Source organism: Mobilicoccus massiliensis (assembly GCF_000826525.2).
Classification (GTDB): Bacteria; Actinomycetota; Actinomycetes; order Actinomycetales; family Dermatophilaceae; genus Mobilicoccus; species Mobilicoccus massiliensis.
This window is the reverse complement of the sequence record NZ_LN651329.1, coordinates 233,180-248,306: the sequence shown is the minus strand read 5'-3', so window position 1 is coordinate 248,306 and position 15,127 is coordinate 233,180. Positions and strand designations below refer to the sequence as shown.

Genomic DNA, 15,127 nt, shown 5'->3' with positions numbered 1-15,127 from the left:
CCGACAGAGGCTCGACCCGCAGCGCGGGTGGACGTGATCGGATGACACGTCATACCAGGGACGCCCGCGTGTCAACCCCAGGACCGATGTGCCGGTGGCGTTTTCGGTGCAGACTCTGGCCGACGGCGCGAACGACGCGTCTCGGGGCGAAGGGGAACTGGGTGGAAACCGTCCGGCGGTACGTCTTTCCGATCATCTGGATGGTCATCCTGGCCGTCATCGCGGCGTCACTGGCCAAGATCGCGTTCTTTCCGAGCGGCGCCCAGGCCGCGGGCGGCGACGAGACGGCGCCCACCGCCTCTCTCGCGGCCGACGAGACGGTGCCGGTGACCAAGGCCGACATCTCCTCGTCCCTCGACCTCAACGGAACGGTGCAGCCCGACCCCGGCACGACGGTGGCGGCCACCACGACCGGCGAGATCAACAAGATCTGGGTGAAGAACGGCGACACCGTGAACAAGGGCACGTGGCTGCTGCAGGTCAAGGTGCCCAAGGACGTCGAGCCCGTCGCGCCACCGGCCGCCCCCTCCGGCGTGCCTGGGGCGCCCGCGGCACCCGCCGCACCGGTGGCTCCGGCCGCGCCGGCGCCGGCGCAGCAGTTCACCTACCACACGCTCATCTCGACCGGTTCGGGAACGGTTCGTGACCTCAAGGCCGCGGTCGGCCGGCAACTCAACGCCGGGGACACGGTCGCGACGCTCTCCCCCGGCACCTACGCCGTCGTCGCGGATCTCACCCCAGAACAGCAGCTCGACCTGCTCGACCGCAAGGTCGAGGCCACGGCGACGCTACCCACGACCGCGGCACCGGTGAAATGCGACTCGACCCGCATCGAGGAGGACGAGGCCGGTGAGGACTCCGAGAACGCCCAACCCGCGGCGCCACAGATCGACCCCATGACGGGTATGCCGGCCGAGACGTCGACCTCCGTCGCGAGCCTGCGCTGCGCCGTCCCGCCCAAGGCCAAGGTCGTCCCCGGCCTCGCCGTCAAGGTCAAGGTCGCCCTCGGCTCGGCCAAGGGCGTGCTCACCGTGCCGACGACCGCGGTGGAGGGAAGCCTGTCGAAGGGCGCCGTGTACCTGGTCGACGAGAACGGCGGCGAGCCCGCCCGCCACGAGGTCGGGCTGGGGCTGCGCGGCGAGGACGTCGTCGAGATCAAGAGCGGGCTCAAGGAGAACCAGCAGGTCCTGCGGTTCGTGCCGGGCGTGGACAACCCCGACGCCGGTGGAATGCCCGCGGGGCCGGGCTGGTGAGCATCGACCACTCGGCCACGACCACACCGCCGCTTCTGCGCATGCGCGCGGTGACGCGCTCGGTGCCGCTGCCCAACCGCGAGACCCTGCACATCCTGCGCGGCATCGACCTCGACGTCTGGCCCGGCGATCACGTCGCGGTCGTCGGCAGGTCGGGGTCCGGCAAGACGACGCTCATGAACCTTCTCGGCCTCATCGACCGCCAGAGCACGGGCGAGCTCGAACTCGACGGTCAGGACGTCGCCCGGATGAGCGACGGCCGCCGAGCGCGGTTGCGCGGACGCAGCGTCGGCTTCGTCTTCCAACAGTTCAACCTCCTGCCGGGGCGCACGGCGCTCGAGAACGTCATGATGCCGATGCTCTACGGCAACGCCCGCCAGTTCCTGGGCCGCGAGCGCGCGGCGATGGAGATGCTCGATCGGGTCGGTCTCGGCGACCGTGCCCAGCAGAAGCCCAACCGGCTCTCCGGTGGCGAGCAGCAGCGCGTCGCCGTGGCCCGCGCGCTCGTGCGGCGACCGCGGCTCATCCTGGCCGACGAGCCCACCGGCGCCCTCGACGTCACGACAGGCGAGGCCGTCATGGCCCTGCTCGACGAGATCGCCCGCGATTCCGACGCCGCCCTCGTGACGATCACCCACGACCTGCAGGTCGCCGCGCTCTCGCAACGCACCTACCTGCTCGACGAGGGCGTGTTGCACGACGTCGACGTCGAGGAGGCAGGAGCCGCGCTCGCCACGACCAGCGGCATCAGAGCGCGACGCGGTGCCGTCGCCTCGGCGGCCACCGCTCCCCTTCCCCGCACGGAGCCGCCGCCCCCGACCGAGACGATCGACGACCCGTTCGGTGAGACGTTCGGCGACTGGACGGAGGACGGGCGGTGACCGGCTTCCTCGCCTCGATCGTCGAGGCCTACGGCGAGCTGCGGGTCAATAAGGGGCGGGTGCTGCTGTCACTCATCGGAGTGGCGTTCTCGGTGTTCGCGATGACCGGCGTGCTCGGTGCCGGAGGGATGCTGAGCAGCGCGCTGCAGCAGTCGATCGAACGCGAAATGGGTCGGCCGACGGTGCTCATGCTGCAGCCGACCGGATCGGTGGAGAACGCGAGCGCCGCGACCCGTCGCGACGACGCCGTGCTCGCGGCGCTCGACCGCATGGGCATCACCCAGCGCTCCCGTACGGTCCAGGTCCCGCTACGCGTCCAGACCCGCCAGGGCGTCCTCACCGCCCAGGTCAACGCCGTCGACCCCTCCTGGGCGGATATGTACCGCATCAAACCCTCCGCCGGACGCTGGCTCGCGTCCAGCGACGCCGAACGACTCGCCCCCGCAATCGTCGTCGACGACGAGTTCTATGAACGTCTCGGGCGCCCACCGCTCGGCACGGCCACGGTGACGGCCTACGGCGTCGGATCGTTCGGTGGACCGCCCGGTGCCGATTCCGGCGGCGCGTCGTCCGGGTCGACGGCGTCGACCGGCGGCGCCGTCGACCTCGTGATCGTCGGCGTCCTGCCCCCGCGCCCGGGCGAGGAGCCGGACGGCATGATCTCGGCCTTCGTCACCTCGGATGCGCTATCTCGTCTCCCGGACGCGGAGTCGCTCGCCACCCAGCGCAGCTACGTCGCCTGGGTTCCCCCCGATGTGGCCGACGAGGTGTCCTCCCACCTTCGGCAGCAACTGAGCGGCGTTCCCGGTGGCCCGGTCGAGCCGCAGAACATGGGCATCGACCTCGAGGAGACCGGCTTCAAACAGGTGCGGTGGGGCGTGCTCGGGGTCGCTGCGGTCATCCTGTTGCTGGGCGCGCTGGGGCTCGTCAACATCTCGCTGGTGACCGTGCGCTACCGGATGCGAGAGATCGGCATCCGCCGTTCCTACGGCGCGACGGGGTGGCGGATCTTCGTGGGCGTGCTCATGGAGTCGGTGGTCGCCACCGCGATCGCCGGTTTCGTCGGCGTCGCGTGCGCCGTCGCCCTCGTGCGAGCGCCGTTCGTACAGAGAGCTTTTACGCAGATGGGCCTCGTCGACATGCCCCCGTTCCCCGTCTCGGCCGTCGTCATCGGCCTGACCGCCGCGATCGGCGTGGGGGCCCTGGCCGGTATCGTCCCCGCCCTCATCGCCACCCGGGTCAAGGTCATCGACGCGATCCGTGCCTGACACACCGCCGCCCCCGTGCTCGGAGGTGGTCGAGGACGGGGGCGGCAGGTCGGTCATGCCGAGGGCGTCACTCCTTGCGCAGGACCGGACGCAGGGTGTCGAGGACGCTCGGGTCCTCGATGGTGCTGGGCACCATGGCCTCCTGGCCGTCGGCGATCTGACGCATGGTCTTGCGCAGGATCTTGCCCGAGCGGGTCTTGGGCAACGCGACGACGACGTCGACGAGCTTGAGCGCCGCGACCGCGCCGACCTCCTGGCGAACACGCTGGACGAGCTCGCTGCGCAGTTGCTCGATCTGCTCGTCGCTCTCGATGCCCGCGCCGGACTTGAGCACGACGAACGCGCGCGGGATCTGGCCCTTCATCTGGTCGGCCACGCCGATGACCGCGCACTCGGCGACGGCCGGGTGCCCGGCCAGGGCCGCCTCGATCGACCCGGTCGACAGGCGGTGTCCGGCGACGTTGAGCACGTCGTCGGTGCGGCCCATGACGTAGACGTAGCCGTCCTCGTCGATGTAACCGCCGTCGCCGGTGAGGTAGTAGCCGTCGTAGGCCGAGAGGTAGGACGACACGTAGCGGTCGTCGTCGTTCCACAGCGTCGGCAGGGTGCCGGGCGGCATGGGCAGCTTGATCGCGATCGAGCCCTCGGTTCCGGGCGGCACCTGCTGACCCTGCTCGTCGAGCACCTGCACGTCGTAACCGGGGGTGGGAACGGTGGGCGAGCCCGGCTTGACCGGCAACTCCTCGATGCCGACCGGGTTGGTGGCGATCGGCCAGCCCGTCTCGGTCTGCCACCAGTTGTCGATGACCGGGATGCCCAGGGTCTCCGAGGCCCACTTGTAGGTCTCCGGGTCGAGGCGCTCACCGGCGAGGAAGAGGCGTCGCAGGCTGGAGACGTCGTACTTCTTCAGCTCCTCGCCGTTCGGGTCCTCCTTCTTGATGGCCCGGATGGCGGTGGGTGCCGTGAAGAGCGAGGCGACCTCGTACTTCTCGATGACCCGCCAGAACGCGCCGGCGTCGGGGGTGCCGACCGGTTTGCCCTCGTAGACGATCGTCGTCGCCCCGGCGAGCAGCGGCGCGTACACGATGTAGGAGTGGCCGACGACCCAACCCACGTCGCTCGCCGCCCAGAAGACCTCGCCCGGCTGGATGCCGTACAGGTTGGGCATCGACCAGGTCAGCGCGACGGCGTGGCCGCCGTTGTCGCGCACGATGCCCTTGGGCTTGCCCGTGGTGCCGGAGGTGTAGAGCACGTAGAGCGGGTCGGTGGCCTGCACCTCGACGCACTCGGCGGGCTCGACGACGCCCGGTTTCATGACCTCGTCCCAGTCGAGGTCGCGCTCCCCCATCTCGGCCGTGACCTGCTCGCGCTGGAGGATCACGCACCGGTCGGGCTTGTGGCTCGAGCGGTCGATGGCCTGGTCGAGGAACGGCTTGTACGGGATCGTGCGGGTGGGCTCGATACCGCACGAGGCCGCGACGACGACCTTGGGCTGCGCGTCCTCGATGCGGGCGGCGAGCTCGGCCGGGGCGAAGCCACCGAACACGACCGAGTGGATCGCGCCGAGTCGCGCGCAGGCCAGCATCGCGATGAGGGCCTCCGGCACCATCGGCATGTAGATGACGACGCGGTCACCCTTCTCGACACCGAGGCTGCGCAGGACGCCCGCGAACCGTGCGACCTGTTCGACCATCTCGGCGTAGGTGTAGGTGCGGGAGGTGCCGGTCACGGGGCTCTCGTAGATGAGCGCCGCCTGGTCACCGCGCCCGTTGACGACGTGCCGGTCGAGGGCGTTGTAGCAGGTGTTCATCGTTCCGTCGCTGAACCAGCGGTAGAACGGCGGGCGGGAGTCGTCCAGGCCGGTCTTGGGCCGGCGGATCCAGTCGACGCCCTGGGCGGCCTCGGCCCAGAACGCGGCGGGATCCGAGCTGCTTCTGTCGTGAAGGGTTCGGTAGGCGCCGTTGCTCATGGGGTCATCCTCTCCCCCGCGAGGGCCTCGCGGGGGCTGTGGCGCCCGACGGATCGACCGATGTGCGCCGCCTCATCGCCGAGCGGTGGACGTGAGCATCCGAACGTCGATCGCGACGGAAGGGTCAACCGATCCGAACCCCGGCCGATCACGGTTGCCAGACGCCCGGTCCAGCAGCACGGTCGTCGCCCGCCGGGGTGATTCGGCGAGACGAGAAAGCGGTCGGCGTGGGCCCCTGTTCCCACGCCGACCGCTTGGGCCCATCGCGCGGTGCGCGTGAGCTCCATCCGGGACGAGCCGCCGTCAGGTCGCCGCCCCGGACATCGAGGGGGTCACCCGCAGCTCAGGCGCAGCGCCTTGAGCGTGGAGTTCGGTGCGACGTCGCAGCCCACCTCGGCCGTGCCGAGGTCGACGACCTTCCAACCGGCGCGGGACTTCTGCAGCAGGACCGTGGCGGGGTCGAGCTCGGCCGTCTTCTTGGGCTGCAGCGTGACGCGCGCCCACGAGCCGCTCGTGCGCAGGTTGCGCACCGTGTAGGCCGAGGCCGGCACGCCGTCGGTGAACTCGCTGGCGCGAACGGCCTTGGTGACGGCCGCGAGGGTGACCGAGCGGGCCGGAGTCGCGGCGCGACGGCGGAGGTCGGAGGCGCGCACGACGCGGTAGTGCGCGGCGGCGGTGCCGGACACGGAGGCGGCGGCCAGTCCGCTGCGCCCGCCGGAGGCGGCCTCGGCCTGGGGCGCGGTGGCGACGGTGGCCCCGCACAGCACGGCGGCGGCGGTGGCGGCGCCGAGGAGTCGGCGGTGTGCACGCATGATTCTGTATCCCTCCTGGGTGAGGCTCCCCTGGCCTCGAACACCCCTATCTTCGCGTGTGCGACGACCTGCGGAAAGCGGAAATCCGGCCCCGGGCATCACAAGTCGATGACGTTCGGATCACCGCATGGACTCAGCCTGTGACCAGCGTCTTCGCAGGTCACGGACGGGTTACGCCGGGTGCGGTGAGGGGTGCGTCAAACCCGTTCTGCCTTGCCGGCCGGCACCATCTGGCGGGGATGTCCGTGCCGTCTCCCCCGCGGTTCGCCGGCGCTGTGCCGCCACCCGTCCTGCGCGCGTGACGCCGCGTCGGACCTGCGTTCGGCCTCCGCCACGATGCGCGGCATGATCGAGACATGGACATCGAGTCGATCGAGGCACTCGAGCGGGCCCTCGCCGACGGCATCCCCCTCGGCACGTTGCGGCTGCAGAGCCTCGACCTCACCGAGCACGCCTACCTGCTCACCGGCAGGGACGACATCGAGGGGCTCGTCGTCCTCGGTGGGCGCATGCCCATGGCGCTCGCCCGCCACCTGACCCGCCACGGGGCCGTCGTCCTGCCGCCGGCCCCACACGCACCGGTCGATCCGTATCGCGCGCACGTCTACACCCCCCAGGAGCTCTACGACGGGCTCGACGACGGCGGGTACGACACGACACCGGACGCACGCGCCTACGCGTGGAGCCGCTCGGCGCACCTGCGGCACGACGCGTACGTCGCCGTGCTGCGCGCGACCCACGACGTCGCGATGGAGGACGCCCTCGACGAGGTGCTCGACCGGCGGCCCGTGGCCGGGGTCATGGGCGGGCACGCGCTGCGTCGTGACGAGGCGTCGTATGCCGACGCGGCACATCTGGCGCATGCTCTCGCCGATCGGGGCCTGGCCGTCGTCACGGGCGGTGGGCCGGGAGCGATGGAGGCCGCGAATCTCGGCGCGTTCGCCCCCGACTCGGCGTCCCTGGAGGCCGGCCTCGCCCGGCTGGCCCAGGTGCCGTCGTTCGCCTCCGACGTCGGGGCGTGGGCCGCCCTCGGCCTGAGCGTCCGCGCCGACCTCGTCGCGCACGGTAGGGCGACAGAACCGCACGGCAGGGCGGCAGAACCCCGCAGCGTCGGCATCCCGACGTGGTTCTACGGTCACGAACCGCCCAACGTCTTCTGCGACGGCATCGCGAAGTTCTTCTCCAACGCGGTGCGGGAGGAGGAACTGCTCGCGCGCTGCACGGCGGGGATCATCGTCCTGCGGGGGGCGGCCGGCACCGTGCAGGAGATCTTCCAGGCGGTGACCCCCCGCTACTACGCGGACGACGAGATCCCGCTCTCCCCGCTCGTGCTCGTCGGGGTCGAGCACTGGACGTGCACCGTGCCCGTCTGGCCGGCCCTGCAAGGCCTGGCCGCCTCGCGCCCGATGGCGAGCGCCGTCCACCTCGTGGACGACCTCGAGGAGGCCGCGGCCATCGTCACCGGCCGCTGAACCTCGGAGCCTTCTCGGGTCAGGCCGTCGCGGCCGCGAGCTGCCCGCAGGCGCCGTCGATGTCGCTGCCACGGGTGTCGCGCACCGTCGTCGGGATGCCGTGGGCGCGCAGGCGTTCGACGAACTGCTGCATGACGCCGGGTCGCGAGGCGGTCCACTTGCTGCCCGGGGTCGGGTTGAGCGGAATGGGGTTGACGTGCACCCACCCCTTGCCGCGGGCGGCCAACTTCTCACCGAGCAGGTCGGCGCGCCACGCCTGGTCGTTCATGTCGCGGATGAGTGCGTACTCGATGGAGACCCGCCGCCCGGTGGCGTCGAAGTAGCGCCGCGCGGAGTCGAGGGCCTCGTCGACGCTGTAGCGGTTGTTGATGGGTACGAGCTCGTCGCGCAGTGCGTCGTCGGGTGCGTGCAGGCTGAGCGCGAGGGTGACGGGGATGCCCTCGGCGGCCAGCCGGTCGATGCCGGGCACGAGACCGACGGACGACATCGTGATGCCGCGGGCCGACATCCCCAACCCCTCGGGGGCGGGTGCGACCATGCGGCGGATCGCGGCGACCGCACGCTTGTAGTTGACGAGGGCCTCCCCCATGCCCATGAAGACGACGTTGGTCACCCGGTCGGGACCGGCCGAACCCTTGGCGTCGGTGGCCGATACGTCGCCGTCCTCGAGCGCGTCGGGGGCGTCGAAGGCGCCGACCTCGGAGTCTGAGTCCTGGGTCGAGCCCGAGTCACCGGCGGCACCGGCGACACCGACGTCGCCTTCGGCGAGCATGCGGGAGGCCTCGACGACCTGCTGGACGATCTCGGCGGTCGAGAGGTTGCGGGTGAACCCCTCCTGGCCGGTGGCGCAGAAGGGGCAGTTCATACCGCATCCGGCCTGGCTGGAGATGCACACCGTGGCGCGGCGGGGATAGCGCATGAGGACGGACTCGACGAGCGCGCCGTCGTGCAGCCGCCACACCGACTTGATCGTCGCGCCCTCGTCGGCGGTCAGGTGCCGCACCGGTGTCATGAGGGTCGGCAGCATCGCCGAGACGAGGTCGGCGCGACCCGCGGCAGGCAGGTCGGTCATCTCGGCCGGATCGCTCGTGTGGTGGACGAAGTAGTGGCGGGAGATCTGCTTGGCGCGAAAACCGGGATGGCCGAGTGCTTCGACCGCCTCGACGCGGCCTGCCATGTCGAGGTCGGCGAGGTGCGTGGGCGGCATGGGGTTGCCGGGCGGAGAGAAGGTCACCTGCCCACGGGCGGGGCGACGCCGCTCGAGGCGGACCGGGACGGGGGACGATGTCGGGTCGGTCACGACACTCCTGACGATGGTCGGATGGGGTCGGGGGCGGCGATCGCTCGGGGGTGGGCGGCCGCTCAGACGAGCAGGCTGAAGACGAACCAGGCGACCGGGGCCGTGACGAGCAGCGAATCGATGCGGTCCATGAGTCCACCGTGGCCGGGCAGGAGGTGGCCGAGGTCCTTGACGCCGAGGTCGCGCTTGAGCATGGATTCGGTCAGGTCGCCGAGGGTGGCCATGAGGACGGTGAGCAATCCCAGCAGCGCCCCGGCCCACAGTGAGCCGCCGAGGATGAGCGGCACCGAGATCATGCCCGCCACCAGACAGCCGACCAGCGATCCGAGGGCGCCCTCCCAGGACTTCTTGGGGCTCACCGAGGGTGCCATGGGGTGGCGGCCGGCGACGACGCCCACGGCGTAACCGCCGATGTCGCTGCAGATCGTCACGAGGATGAACACGGCGACCCGGCGGGGGCCGTCGGGTTGGGCGAGCATGAGCGAGGTGAAGGCCGACAGGAACGGCGCGTAGGCGGCGACGAAGACGCCGGCGGTCACGTCTCGTGCGGCTCCGTCGATGCCTTGGACGCTGCGCCAGGCGACGACGGCGAGCAGGGTCATGCCGAACGCCATCATCAGCCCGGGGCCGCCGCTGAGGTAGGCCGCGAGGTGCATGGCCACGGTTCCCACCATGACGGGCACGACGGGGACGTGGAAGCGGCCGGCGGCGAACGCCCGGGCGAGCTCCCACACTCCGAGGGAGATGGCCGGGACGACGAGGACGAGCCAGCCCCACCGCACGATGAACAGGCTGGCGAGGACGAGAGCCCCGAGACCTAGCCCGACGCCGATGGCGACGGGAAGGTTGCGTCCGGCCTTGCCGGGGGGCCGCTTGGCGGGGGCGACGGGAATCGTCATGGGGGGAGCCGGAGGACCTCGCTGCTCAGACGCTGAGGAGCTCGGCTTCCTTGCCCTTGAGCAGCTCGTCGACCTGGTCGACGTGCTTCTTGGTCATGGCCTCGAGCTCCTTCTCGGTGCGGGCGCCCTCGTCCTCGCCGATGTCGCCGTCCTTGACCGACCGGTCGATCTGGTCCTTGGCGGTGCGGCGGATGTTGCGGATCGCGATCTTGGCGTCCTCGCCCTTGCGGTGCGCCATTTTGATGTAGTCCTTGCGGCGCTCCTGCGTGAGTTCGGGCAGGATGCAGCGGATCGCGTTGCCGTCGTTGCTCGGGTTGACGCCGAGGTCGGACTCACGGATGGCCTTCTCGATGTTGGCCATGGCGCCCTTGTCGAAGGGGGTGATGAGCATGGTGCGCGCCTCGGGCGTCTGGAACGAGGCGAGCTGTTGCAACGGCGTGGGGGCTCCGTAGTAGTCGACGAGCAGGCCGCTGAACATCGCCGCGTTCGCACGACCGGTGCGGATGGAGGCGAAGTCCTCCTTGGCCACCTCGATGGCCTTGCCCATCTTCTCCTCGGCCTCGAACATCGTCTCGTCCAACATGGTGGGTGCCTTTCACGCTCTTCGGATCGCGTCGCAGGTCAACGCGAGTGGGTCCCATGCTGTCAGACGTGCACCGATCTCGCCCCGCATGGGTGGGCGACGATGTGAAGACGGACCGGCGCGGCCCGTGACGGTCAGTCCGCGTAGACCTCCGTACCCAGCGGCTCACCGCGCAGCACCCGCGAGATCGTCGAGTCGCCCTGCATGGCGAAGACGACCATCGGCAGCTTGTTCTCCATGCACAGGCTGAACGCGGCGGCGTCGACGACCTTGAGACTCTGCGCGAGGGCCTCGACGTAGGAGACCCGGTCGAGCTTCTTGGCCTCGGGGTTGGTGCGGGGGTCGGCGTCGTACACCCCGTCGACGCCGTTCTTGCTCATGAGCACGGCGTCGCACCCGATCTCCAACGCCCGCTGGGCCGAGACCGTGTCGGTGGAGAAGTACGGCATGCCGGCGCCGGCTCCGAAGATGACGACCCGCCCCTTCTCCAGATGCCGGATCGCGCGCCGCGGAATATAGGGCTCGGCCACCTGCCCCATCGTGATGGCGGTCTGCACCCGCGTGTCGATGCCTTCCTTCTCGAGGAAGTCCTGCAGCGCGAGGCAGTTCATGACGGTGCCGAGCATGCCCATGTAGTCGGCCCGCGACCGCTCCATGCCCTTCTCCTGCATCTGGGCGCCGCGGAAGAAGTTGCCACCGCCGACGACGACACCGACCTCTACCCCGTCGCGCACGGCCTCGGCGATCTGCGCCGCGATGCCGCGCACGACGTCGGGGTCGACGCCCATGCCGCCACCTCCGAACGCCTCACCGGAGAGCTTGAGCAGGACACGCTTGTACTTGCGCGAGGAGTCGGTCACGGGGGTCTCCCTGTCAGTCGAGGTCGGGCTCATCTTTCCATCGGCCCAGGCACCGACCAAACGGGGCCGGGCCCGAGCGTGTGCGCCGCTGCTGCGGAACGCGGCGTAACGAACCACCGAAGTCTCGGCCCTTCAGCCGGGCTCTCGGCCTGACCGGAACCGAACAGACAAGGCTGGGGCGGGGGTGTGTGTCGCGACGACTGGCTGGGCCTGGCGGGAGCACTCCGAGCCGCTAGGCGAGGACGAGCCGCTAGGGAGGAGTGCGGATGGTAGGCGTCGCGACACACACCCCCGCCCCGGCCGACCGCAACGTCAACACGGCCCCCTCGCCCGACCGGAACCCCGGCCCGGCCGCAACGTCAACACGACCCCCCTCGCTCCACCGGAACCCGGCCCGACCGCAACCGGCATCGGCGCCGGCACACGACGAAGCCCGCCGCCCCAGGGGGGCGGCGGGCTTGCGATCGGTCGCGGCCGGCTCAGGAACCGACGCGAACGCGGGCGTAGCCCTTGGGCTCGATGCCGGCCTCCTTGAGGATCGCCTGGACCTGCTTCTTCTGGTCCTTGGCGAACTTCTGCTCGAGGAGGACGTTCTCGGCGAAGAAGCCGTTGACGCGGCCCTCGACGATCTTGGGGAGGGCGGCCTCGGGCTTGCCCTCCTCGCGGGCGGTCTCCTCGGCGATGCGGCGCTCGTTGGCGACCATGTCCTCGGAGACCTCGTCGCGGGTCATGACGGTCGGGCTGAACGCAGCGATGTGCATCGCGATGTCGCGGGCCACGGCGTCGTCGTCGCCGGCGTAGCCGAACAGCACGCCGATCTGCGCGGGCAGGTCGGGGCTGGTCTTGTGCAGGTAGGAGATGACCTTGGGGGCCTCGACGCGGGCGACGCGGCGGACCTCGATCTTCTCGCCGATGCCGGCGTTGGCCTCGTCGAGCAGCTCCTTGACGGTCTTGCCGTCGACCTCGGTGGCCAGGAGGGCGTCGGCGTCGGCGGAGCCGGAGGCGACCGCGGCGTCGAGGACCTTCTGGGCCAGCTCGCCGAACTTCTCGCCCTTGGCGACGAAGTCGGTCTCGCAGTTGATCTCGACGAGCGTGCCGACGCCGCCGTCGACGTGGGCGGTGACGAGGCCGTTGGAGGCGCTGCGGCCTTCGCGCTTGGTGACGCCCTTGAGGCCCTTGACCCGGAGGATCTCGGTGGCCTTGGACTTGTCGCCCTCGGCCTCGTCGAGGGCCTTCTTGACGTCCATCATCCCGGCGCCGGTGGCCTCGCGGAGCGCCTTGATGTCAGCAGCGGTGTGGTTCGCCATGCGATATCCCTGTCTGTTCGATATCTGGTCGGTGGGTGTCGATCCGGCGGTGCCGATCAGGCCTGCTCGGTACCGGCGACCTCGGCGGCGGTGGGCTCGAGGGCCTCGGTGAGGGCCTCCTGCTCGGCGGGGTCGGTGGTGTCGGCGGCTGCGGTGTCGTCGGCGGCCTGGGCCACGGAGGTGGGGCCGGTCTCGACGTCGGTCGCGTCGGCGGCCTTCTCGCCCGGGGTCTGCTCGCCGGCGAGGAGCTCGCGCTCCCACTCGGCCATGGGCTCGGCGGCGGAGGCCTCTTCGGCGGATCCGCCCTGGTGGCGGGTCATGAGGCCGTCGGCGACGGCGTCGGCGACGACGCGGGTGAGCAGCGTGACGGAGCGGATGGCGTCGTCGTTGCCGGGGATCTTGTAGTCGACCTCGTCGGGGTCGCAGTTGGTGTCGAGGATCGCGATGACGGGGAGCTTGAGCTTGCGCGCCTCGGTGACGGCGAGGTGCTCCTTCTTGGTGTCGACGATCCACACGGCCGAGGGGACCTTCGACATGTCGCGGATGCCGCCGAGGGTCTTCTCGAGCTTCTCCTTCTCGCGGCGGAGGACGAGGAGTTCCTTCTTCGTGCGGCCGGAGCCGGCCACGTCGTCGAAGTCGATCTCCTCGAGCTCCTTGAGGCGCGTGAGGCGCTTGGAGACGGTCTGGAAGTTGGTGAGCATGCCACCGAGCCAGCGGTGGTTGACGTACGGCATGCCGACGCGGGTCGCCTGCTCGGCGATGGGCTCCTGGGCCTGCTTCTTCGTGCCGACGAAGAGCACGGTGCCGCCGTGGGCCACGGTCTGCTTGACGAACTCGTACGCGTCGTTGATGTACGTCAGCGTCTGCTGCAGATCGATGATGTAGATGCCGTTGCGCTCCGTCATGATGAAGCGCTTCATCTTGGGGTTCCAGCGACGGGTCTGGTGCCCGAAGTGGACGCCGCTCTCGAGGAGCTGGCGCGTGGTGACGACGGCCATGCCGTGTCTCCTTCCTCTCGTAACCGGTTCATCGCCGCGTCCGCGGGAGTGCGGCCGAGGCGCCTGGCGTTCCGGCCGTCGTCACCGACCTGCGAGAGCAGGGTTCGGACCATGACGACGCGCCCCGGTGCCGCACATGGCGGGTCGACCGGTCTGGAACGCGCGAATTCCACTGCTGCACGCCGACGGGAGTCGGGACACGGCAGTGGTATCCCCCATCGTAGTCGCAGACCCGGCCACCGAGCCAATCGCCCGCCTCGTGGCGGGGGCCGGGGGCGAGGGTCGGGGCATACTCTCGCGTCATGGCGAATCCGCTCGTTGAGTCCATGGTCCCGTACGCGTCGACGATCTTCTCCGAGATGAGTGCTCTCGCGGTGCAGACGGGGGCGACGATCTTCTCCGAGATGAGTGCTCTCGCGGTGCAGACGGGGGCGGTCAACCTGGGGCAGGGGTTTCCGGATGCGGAGGGGCCGGGGTTCCTCGTCGAGGCGGCCTGTCGGGCGGTGCGCGAGGGTCACAACCAGTACGCGCCGCGCGCCGGGATTCCGGAGTTGCGGCGGGCGATCGCCGATCACCAGCGTCGGTACTACGACCTCGAGGTGGATCCGGATTCGCAGGTGGTGGTCACGGTGGGGGCGACGGAGGCGATCGCGGCGGCGATCCTCGCGCTCGTCGCGCCGGGTGACGAGGTGGTGACGTTCGAGCCGTTCTACGACTCCTACCCGGCGATGGTGGCGCGGGCCGGCGGGGTGCTGCGTACGGTGCGGCTGCGCTTTCCCGATCACGCCCTCGACGAGTCGGCGCTGGCGGCGGCGTTCTCCGATCGCACGCGGGTCGTGCTGCTCAACACTCCCCACAACCCGACGGGCAAGGTGTTCACGGCCGACGAGTTGGCCGTCGTCGCCGACCTCGCGCGGCGGCACGATGCGTGGATCGTCACCGACGAGGTGTACGAGCACCTCGTGCTCGATGGGCCGGGGCATGTGCCGATGGCGACCCTGCCAGAGGCGGCCGACCGCACGTTGACGGTCTCCTCGGCGGGCAAGACGTTCTCGATGACGGGCTGGAAGGTGGGTTGGGCCACCGGACCGGCCGAGCTCGTCGCGGCGACGCTCGCGGTCAAGCAGTGGTTGACGTTCACCGCGTCCGGCCCCTTCCAGTACGCCGTCGCCGACGGACTCACCCATGGCGACGAGTGGTACGACACGCTCGTCGCAGAGCTGCGGGCGCGCCGCGACCAGCTTCTCGACGGACTCGCGGCAGCCGGGATCCCGACGAATCATCCCGCGGCGACGTACTTCGCCATCGCCGACCTGTCGGGGCTCGGGGTGCGCCGAGCACTGGCGCAGTTGCCGGAGTTCGCCCGGGAGCGCGGAGTCGTCGGTGTCCCCGTCTCGGCGTTCCACACCGGTGAGGCGGTCGAGGAGACGGGGTCGCTGGTGCGTCTGGCGTTCTGCAAGTCGCCGGAACTGCTGGCCGAGGGGCTCGAACGGCTCGCCCGGCCCGGGGCCTGAGCCTGCGGCGG

13 protein-coding genes are annotated in these 15,127 nt (G+C 70.5%); 5 read left to right on the top strand and 8 right to left on the bottom strand.

The window, feature by feature from the left end; translation table 11 throughout:
- Positions 1–161 precede the first annotated feature (161 nt).
- Genes BN1197_RS08965 through BN1197_RS08955 form a run of 3 tightly spaced genes read left to right on the top strand, consistent with a single transcriptional unit; the run spans position 162 to position 3,402 of the window.
- A complete protein-coding gene (locus BN1197_RS08965) occupies positions 162–1,253 on the top strand; it encodes an efflux RND transporter periplasmic adaptor subunit (protein ID WP_040158540.1) in 1,092 nt (363 codons plus the stop codon).
- Positions 1,250–2,134, top strand: coding sequence for an ABC transporter ATP-binding protein (locus tag BN1197_RS08960; protein WP_315969807.1), 885 nt, complete (start codon positions 1,250–1,252; stop codon positions 2,132–2,134). Before BN1197_RS08965 ends, BN1197_RS08960 begins: the two co-directional genes overlap by 4 nt.
- A complete protein-coding gene (locus BN1197_RS08955; protein WP_040158537.1) occupies positions 2,131–3,402 on the top strand; it encodes an ABC transporter permease in 1,272 nt (423 codons plus the stop codon). Before BN1197_RS08960 ends, BN1197_RS08955 begins: the two co-directional genes overlap by 4 nt.
- A gap of 67 nt (positions 3,403–3,469) precedes the next feature.
- Here BN1197_RS08955 and BN1197_RS08950 read toward each other — a convergent pair whose 3' ends face one another.
- Both BN1197_RS08950 and BN1197_RS08945 read right to left on the bottom strand, forming a co-directional pair.
- A complete protein-coding gene (locus BN1197_RS08950) occupies positions 3,470–5,371 on the bottom strand; it encodes a propionyl-CoA synthetase (protein WP_040158534.1) in 1,902 nt (633 codons plus the stop codon).
- A 332-nt stretch (positions 5,372–5,703) separates the two neighbouring features.
- Positions 5,704–6,183, bottom strand: a complete 480-nt coding sequence (locus tag BN1197_RS08945; protein ID WP_052466304.1) for a hypothetical protein — start codon at positions 6,181–6,183, stop codon at positions 5,704–5,706.
- Positions 6,184–6,539: 356 nt separating this feature from the next.
- Here BN1197_RS08945 and BN1197_RS08935 point away from each other — a divergent pair, with 356 nt between their 5' ends.
- Entirely contained in the window at positions 6,540–7,655 is a 1,116-nt protein-coding gene (locus BN1197_RS08935; RefSeq protein ID WP_040158531.1) for an LOG family protein, read from the top strand.
- A gap of 19 nt (positions 7,656–7,674) precedes the next feature.
- Here the strand turns inward: BN1197_RS08935 and rlmN are convergent, their stop codons facing one another.
- The 6 genes from rlmN to rpsB all read right to left on the bottom strand — a co-directional run bounded on the left by rlmN (position 7,675) and on the right by rpsB (position 13,602).
- Positions 7,675–8,955 (bottom strand): 23S rRNA (adenine(2503)-C(2))-methyltransferase RlmN, encoded by a 1,281-nt coding sequence (gene rlmN, locus BN1197_RS08930; protein WP_040158527.1) that lies wholly within the window; start codon positions 8,953–8,955, stop codon positions 7,675–7,677.
- A gap of 62 nt (positions 8,956–9,017) precedes the next feature.
- Positions 9,018–9,854 carry a phosphatidate cytidylyltransferase gene (locus tag BN1197_RS08925; protein WP_040158525.1) on the bottom strand — a complete coding sequence of 279 codons (837 nt, stop codon included), beginning with the start codon at positions 9,852–9,854 and terminating at the stop codon, positions 9,018–9,020.
- 25 nt (positions 9,855–9,879) lie between these two features.
- Positions 9,880–10,437: a ribosome recycling factor gene (frr, locus tag BN1197_RS08920; protein ID WP_040158524.1), complete on the bottom strand. Its 558-nt coding sequence runs from the start codon at positions 10,435–10,437 to the stop codon at positions 9,880–9,882.
- A gap of 134 nt (positions 10,438–10,571) precedes the next feature.
- Entirely contained in the window at positions 10,572–11,330 is a 759-nt protein-coding gene (pyrH, locus tag BN1197_RS08915) for a UMP kinase (RefSeq protein ID WP_040158521.1), read from the bottom strand.
- A 446-nt stretch (positions 11,331–11,776) separates the two neighbouring features.
- Positions 11,777–12,604, bottom strand: a complete 828-nt coding sequence (gene tsf / locus BN1197_RS08910) for a translation elongation factor Ts (RefSeq protein WP_040158518.1) — start codon at positions 12,602–12,604, stop codon at positions 11,777–11,779.
- Between the two features lie 56 nt (positions 12,605–12,660).
- Complete coding sequence (rpsB, locus tag BN1197_RS08905) at positions 12,661–13,602, bottom strand: 30S ribosomal protein S2 (protein ID WP_040158517.1); 942 nt, start codon at positions 13,600–13,602, stop codon at positions 12,661–12,663.
- Between the two features lie 302 nt (positions 13,603–13,904).
- Here rpsB and BN1197_RS08900 point away from each other — a divergent pair, with 302 nt between their 5' ends.
- Positions 13,905–15,116, top strand: coding sequence for an aminotransferase class I/II-fold pyridoxal phosphate-dependent enzyme (locus tag BN1197_RS08900; protein ID WP_082043748.1), 1,212 nt, complete (start codon positions 13,905–13,907; stop codon positions 15,114–15,116).
- Positions 15,117–15,127 lie beyond the last annotated feature (11 nt).

Bases quoted from the DNA above. Each gene is read 5' to 3' on its own strand.
- BN1197_RS08950 (WP_040158534.1), bottom strand. From the start codon at position 5,371: ATGAGCAACGGCGCCTACCGAACCCTTCACGACAGAAGCAGCTCGGAT.
- BN1197_RS08945 (WP_052466304.1), bottom strand. From the start codon at position 6,183: ATGCGTGCACACCGCCGACTCCTCGGCGCCGCCACCGCCGCCGCCGTG.
- BN1197_RS08935 (WP_040158531.1), top strand. From the start codon at position 6,540: ATGGACATCGAGTCGATCGAGGCACTCGAGCGGGCCCTCGCCGACGGC.
- BN1197_RS08925 (WP_040158525.1), bottom strand. From the start codon at position 9,854: ATGACGATTCCCGTCGCCCCCGCCAAGCGGCCCCCCGGCAAGGCCGGA.
- frr (WP_040158524.1), bottom strand. From the start codon at position 10,437: ATGTTGGACGAGACGATGTTCGAGGCCGAGGAGAAGATGGGCAAGGCC.
- pyrH (WP_040158521.1), bottom strand. From the start codon at position 11,330: ATGAGCCCGACCTCGACTGACAGGGAGACCCCCGTGACCGACTCCTCG.
- tsf (WP_040158518.1), bottom strand. From the start codon at position 12,604: ATGGCGAACCACACCGCTGCTGACATCAAGGCGCTCCGCGAGGCCACC.
- rpsB (WP_040158517.1), bottom strand. From the start codon at position 13,602: ATGGCCGTCGTCACCACGCGCCAGCTCCTCGAGAGCGGCGTCCACTTC.
- BN1197_RS08900 (WP_082043748.1), top strand. From the start codon at position 13,905: ATGGCGAATCCGCTCGTTGAGTCCATGGTCCCGTACGCGTCGACGATC.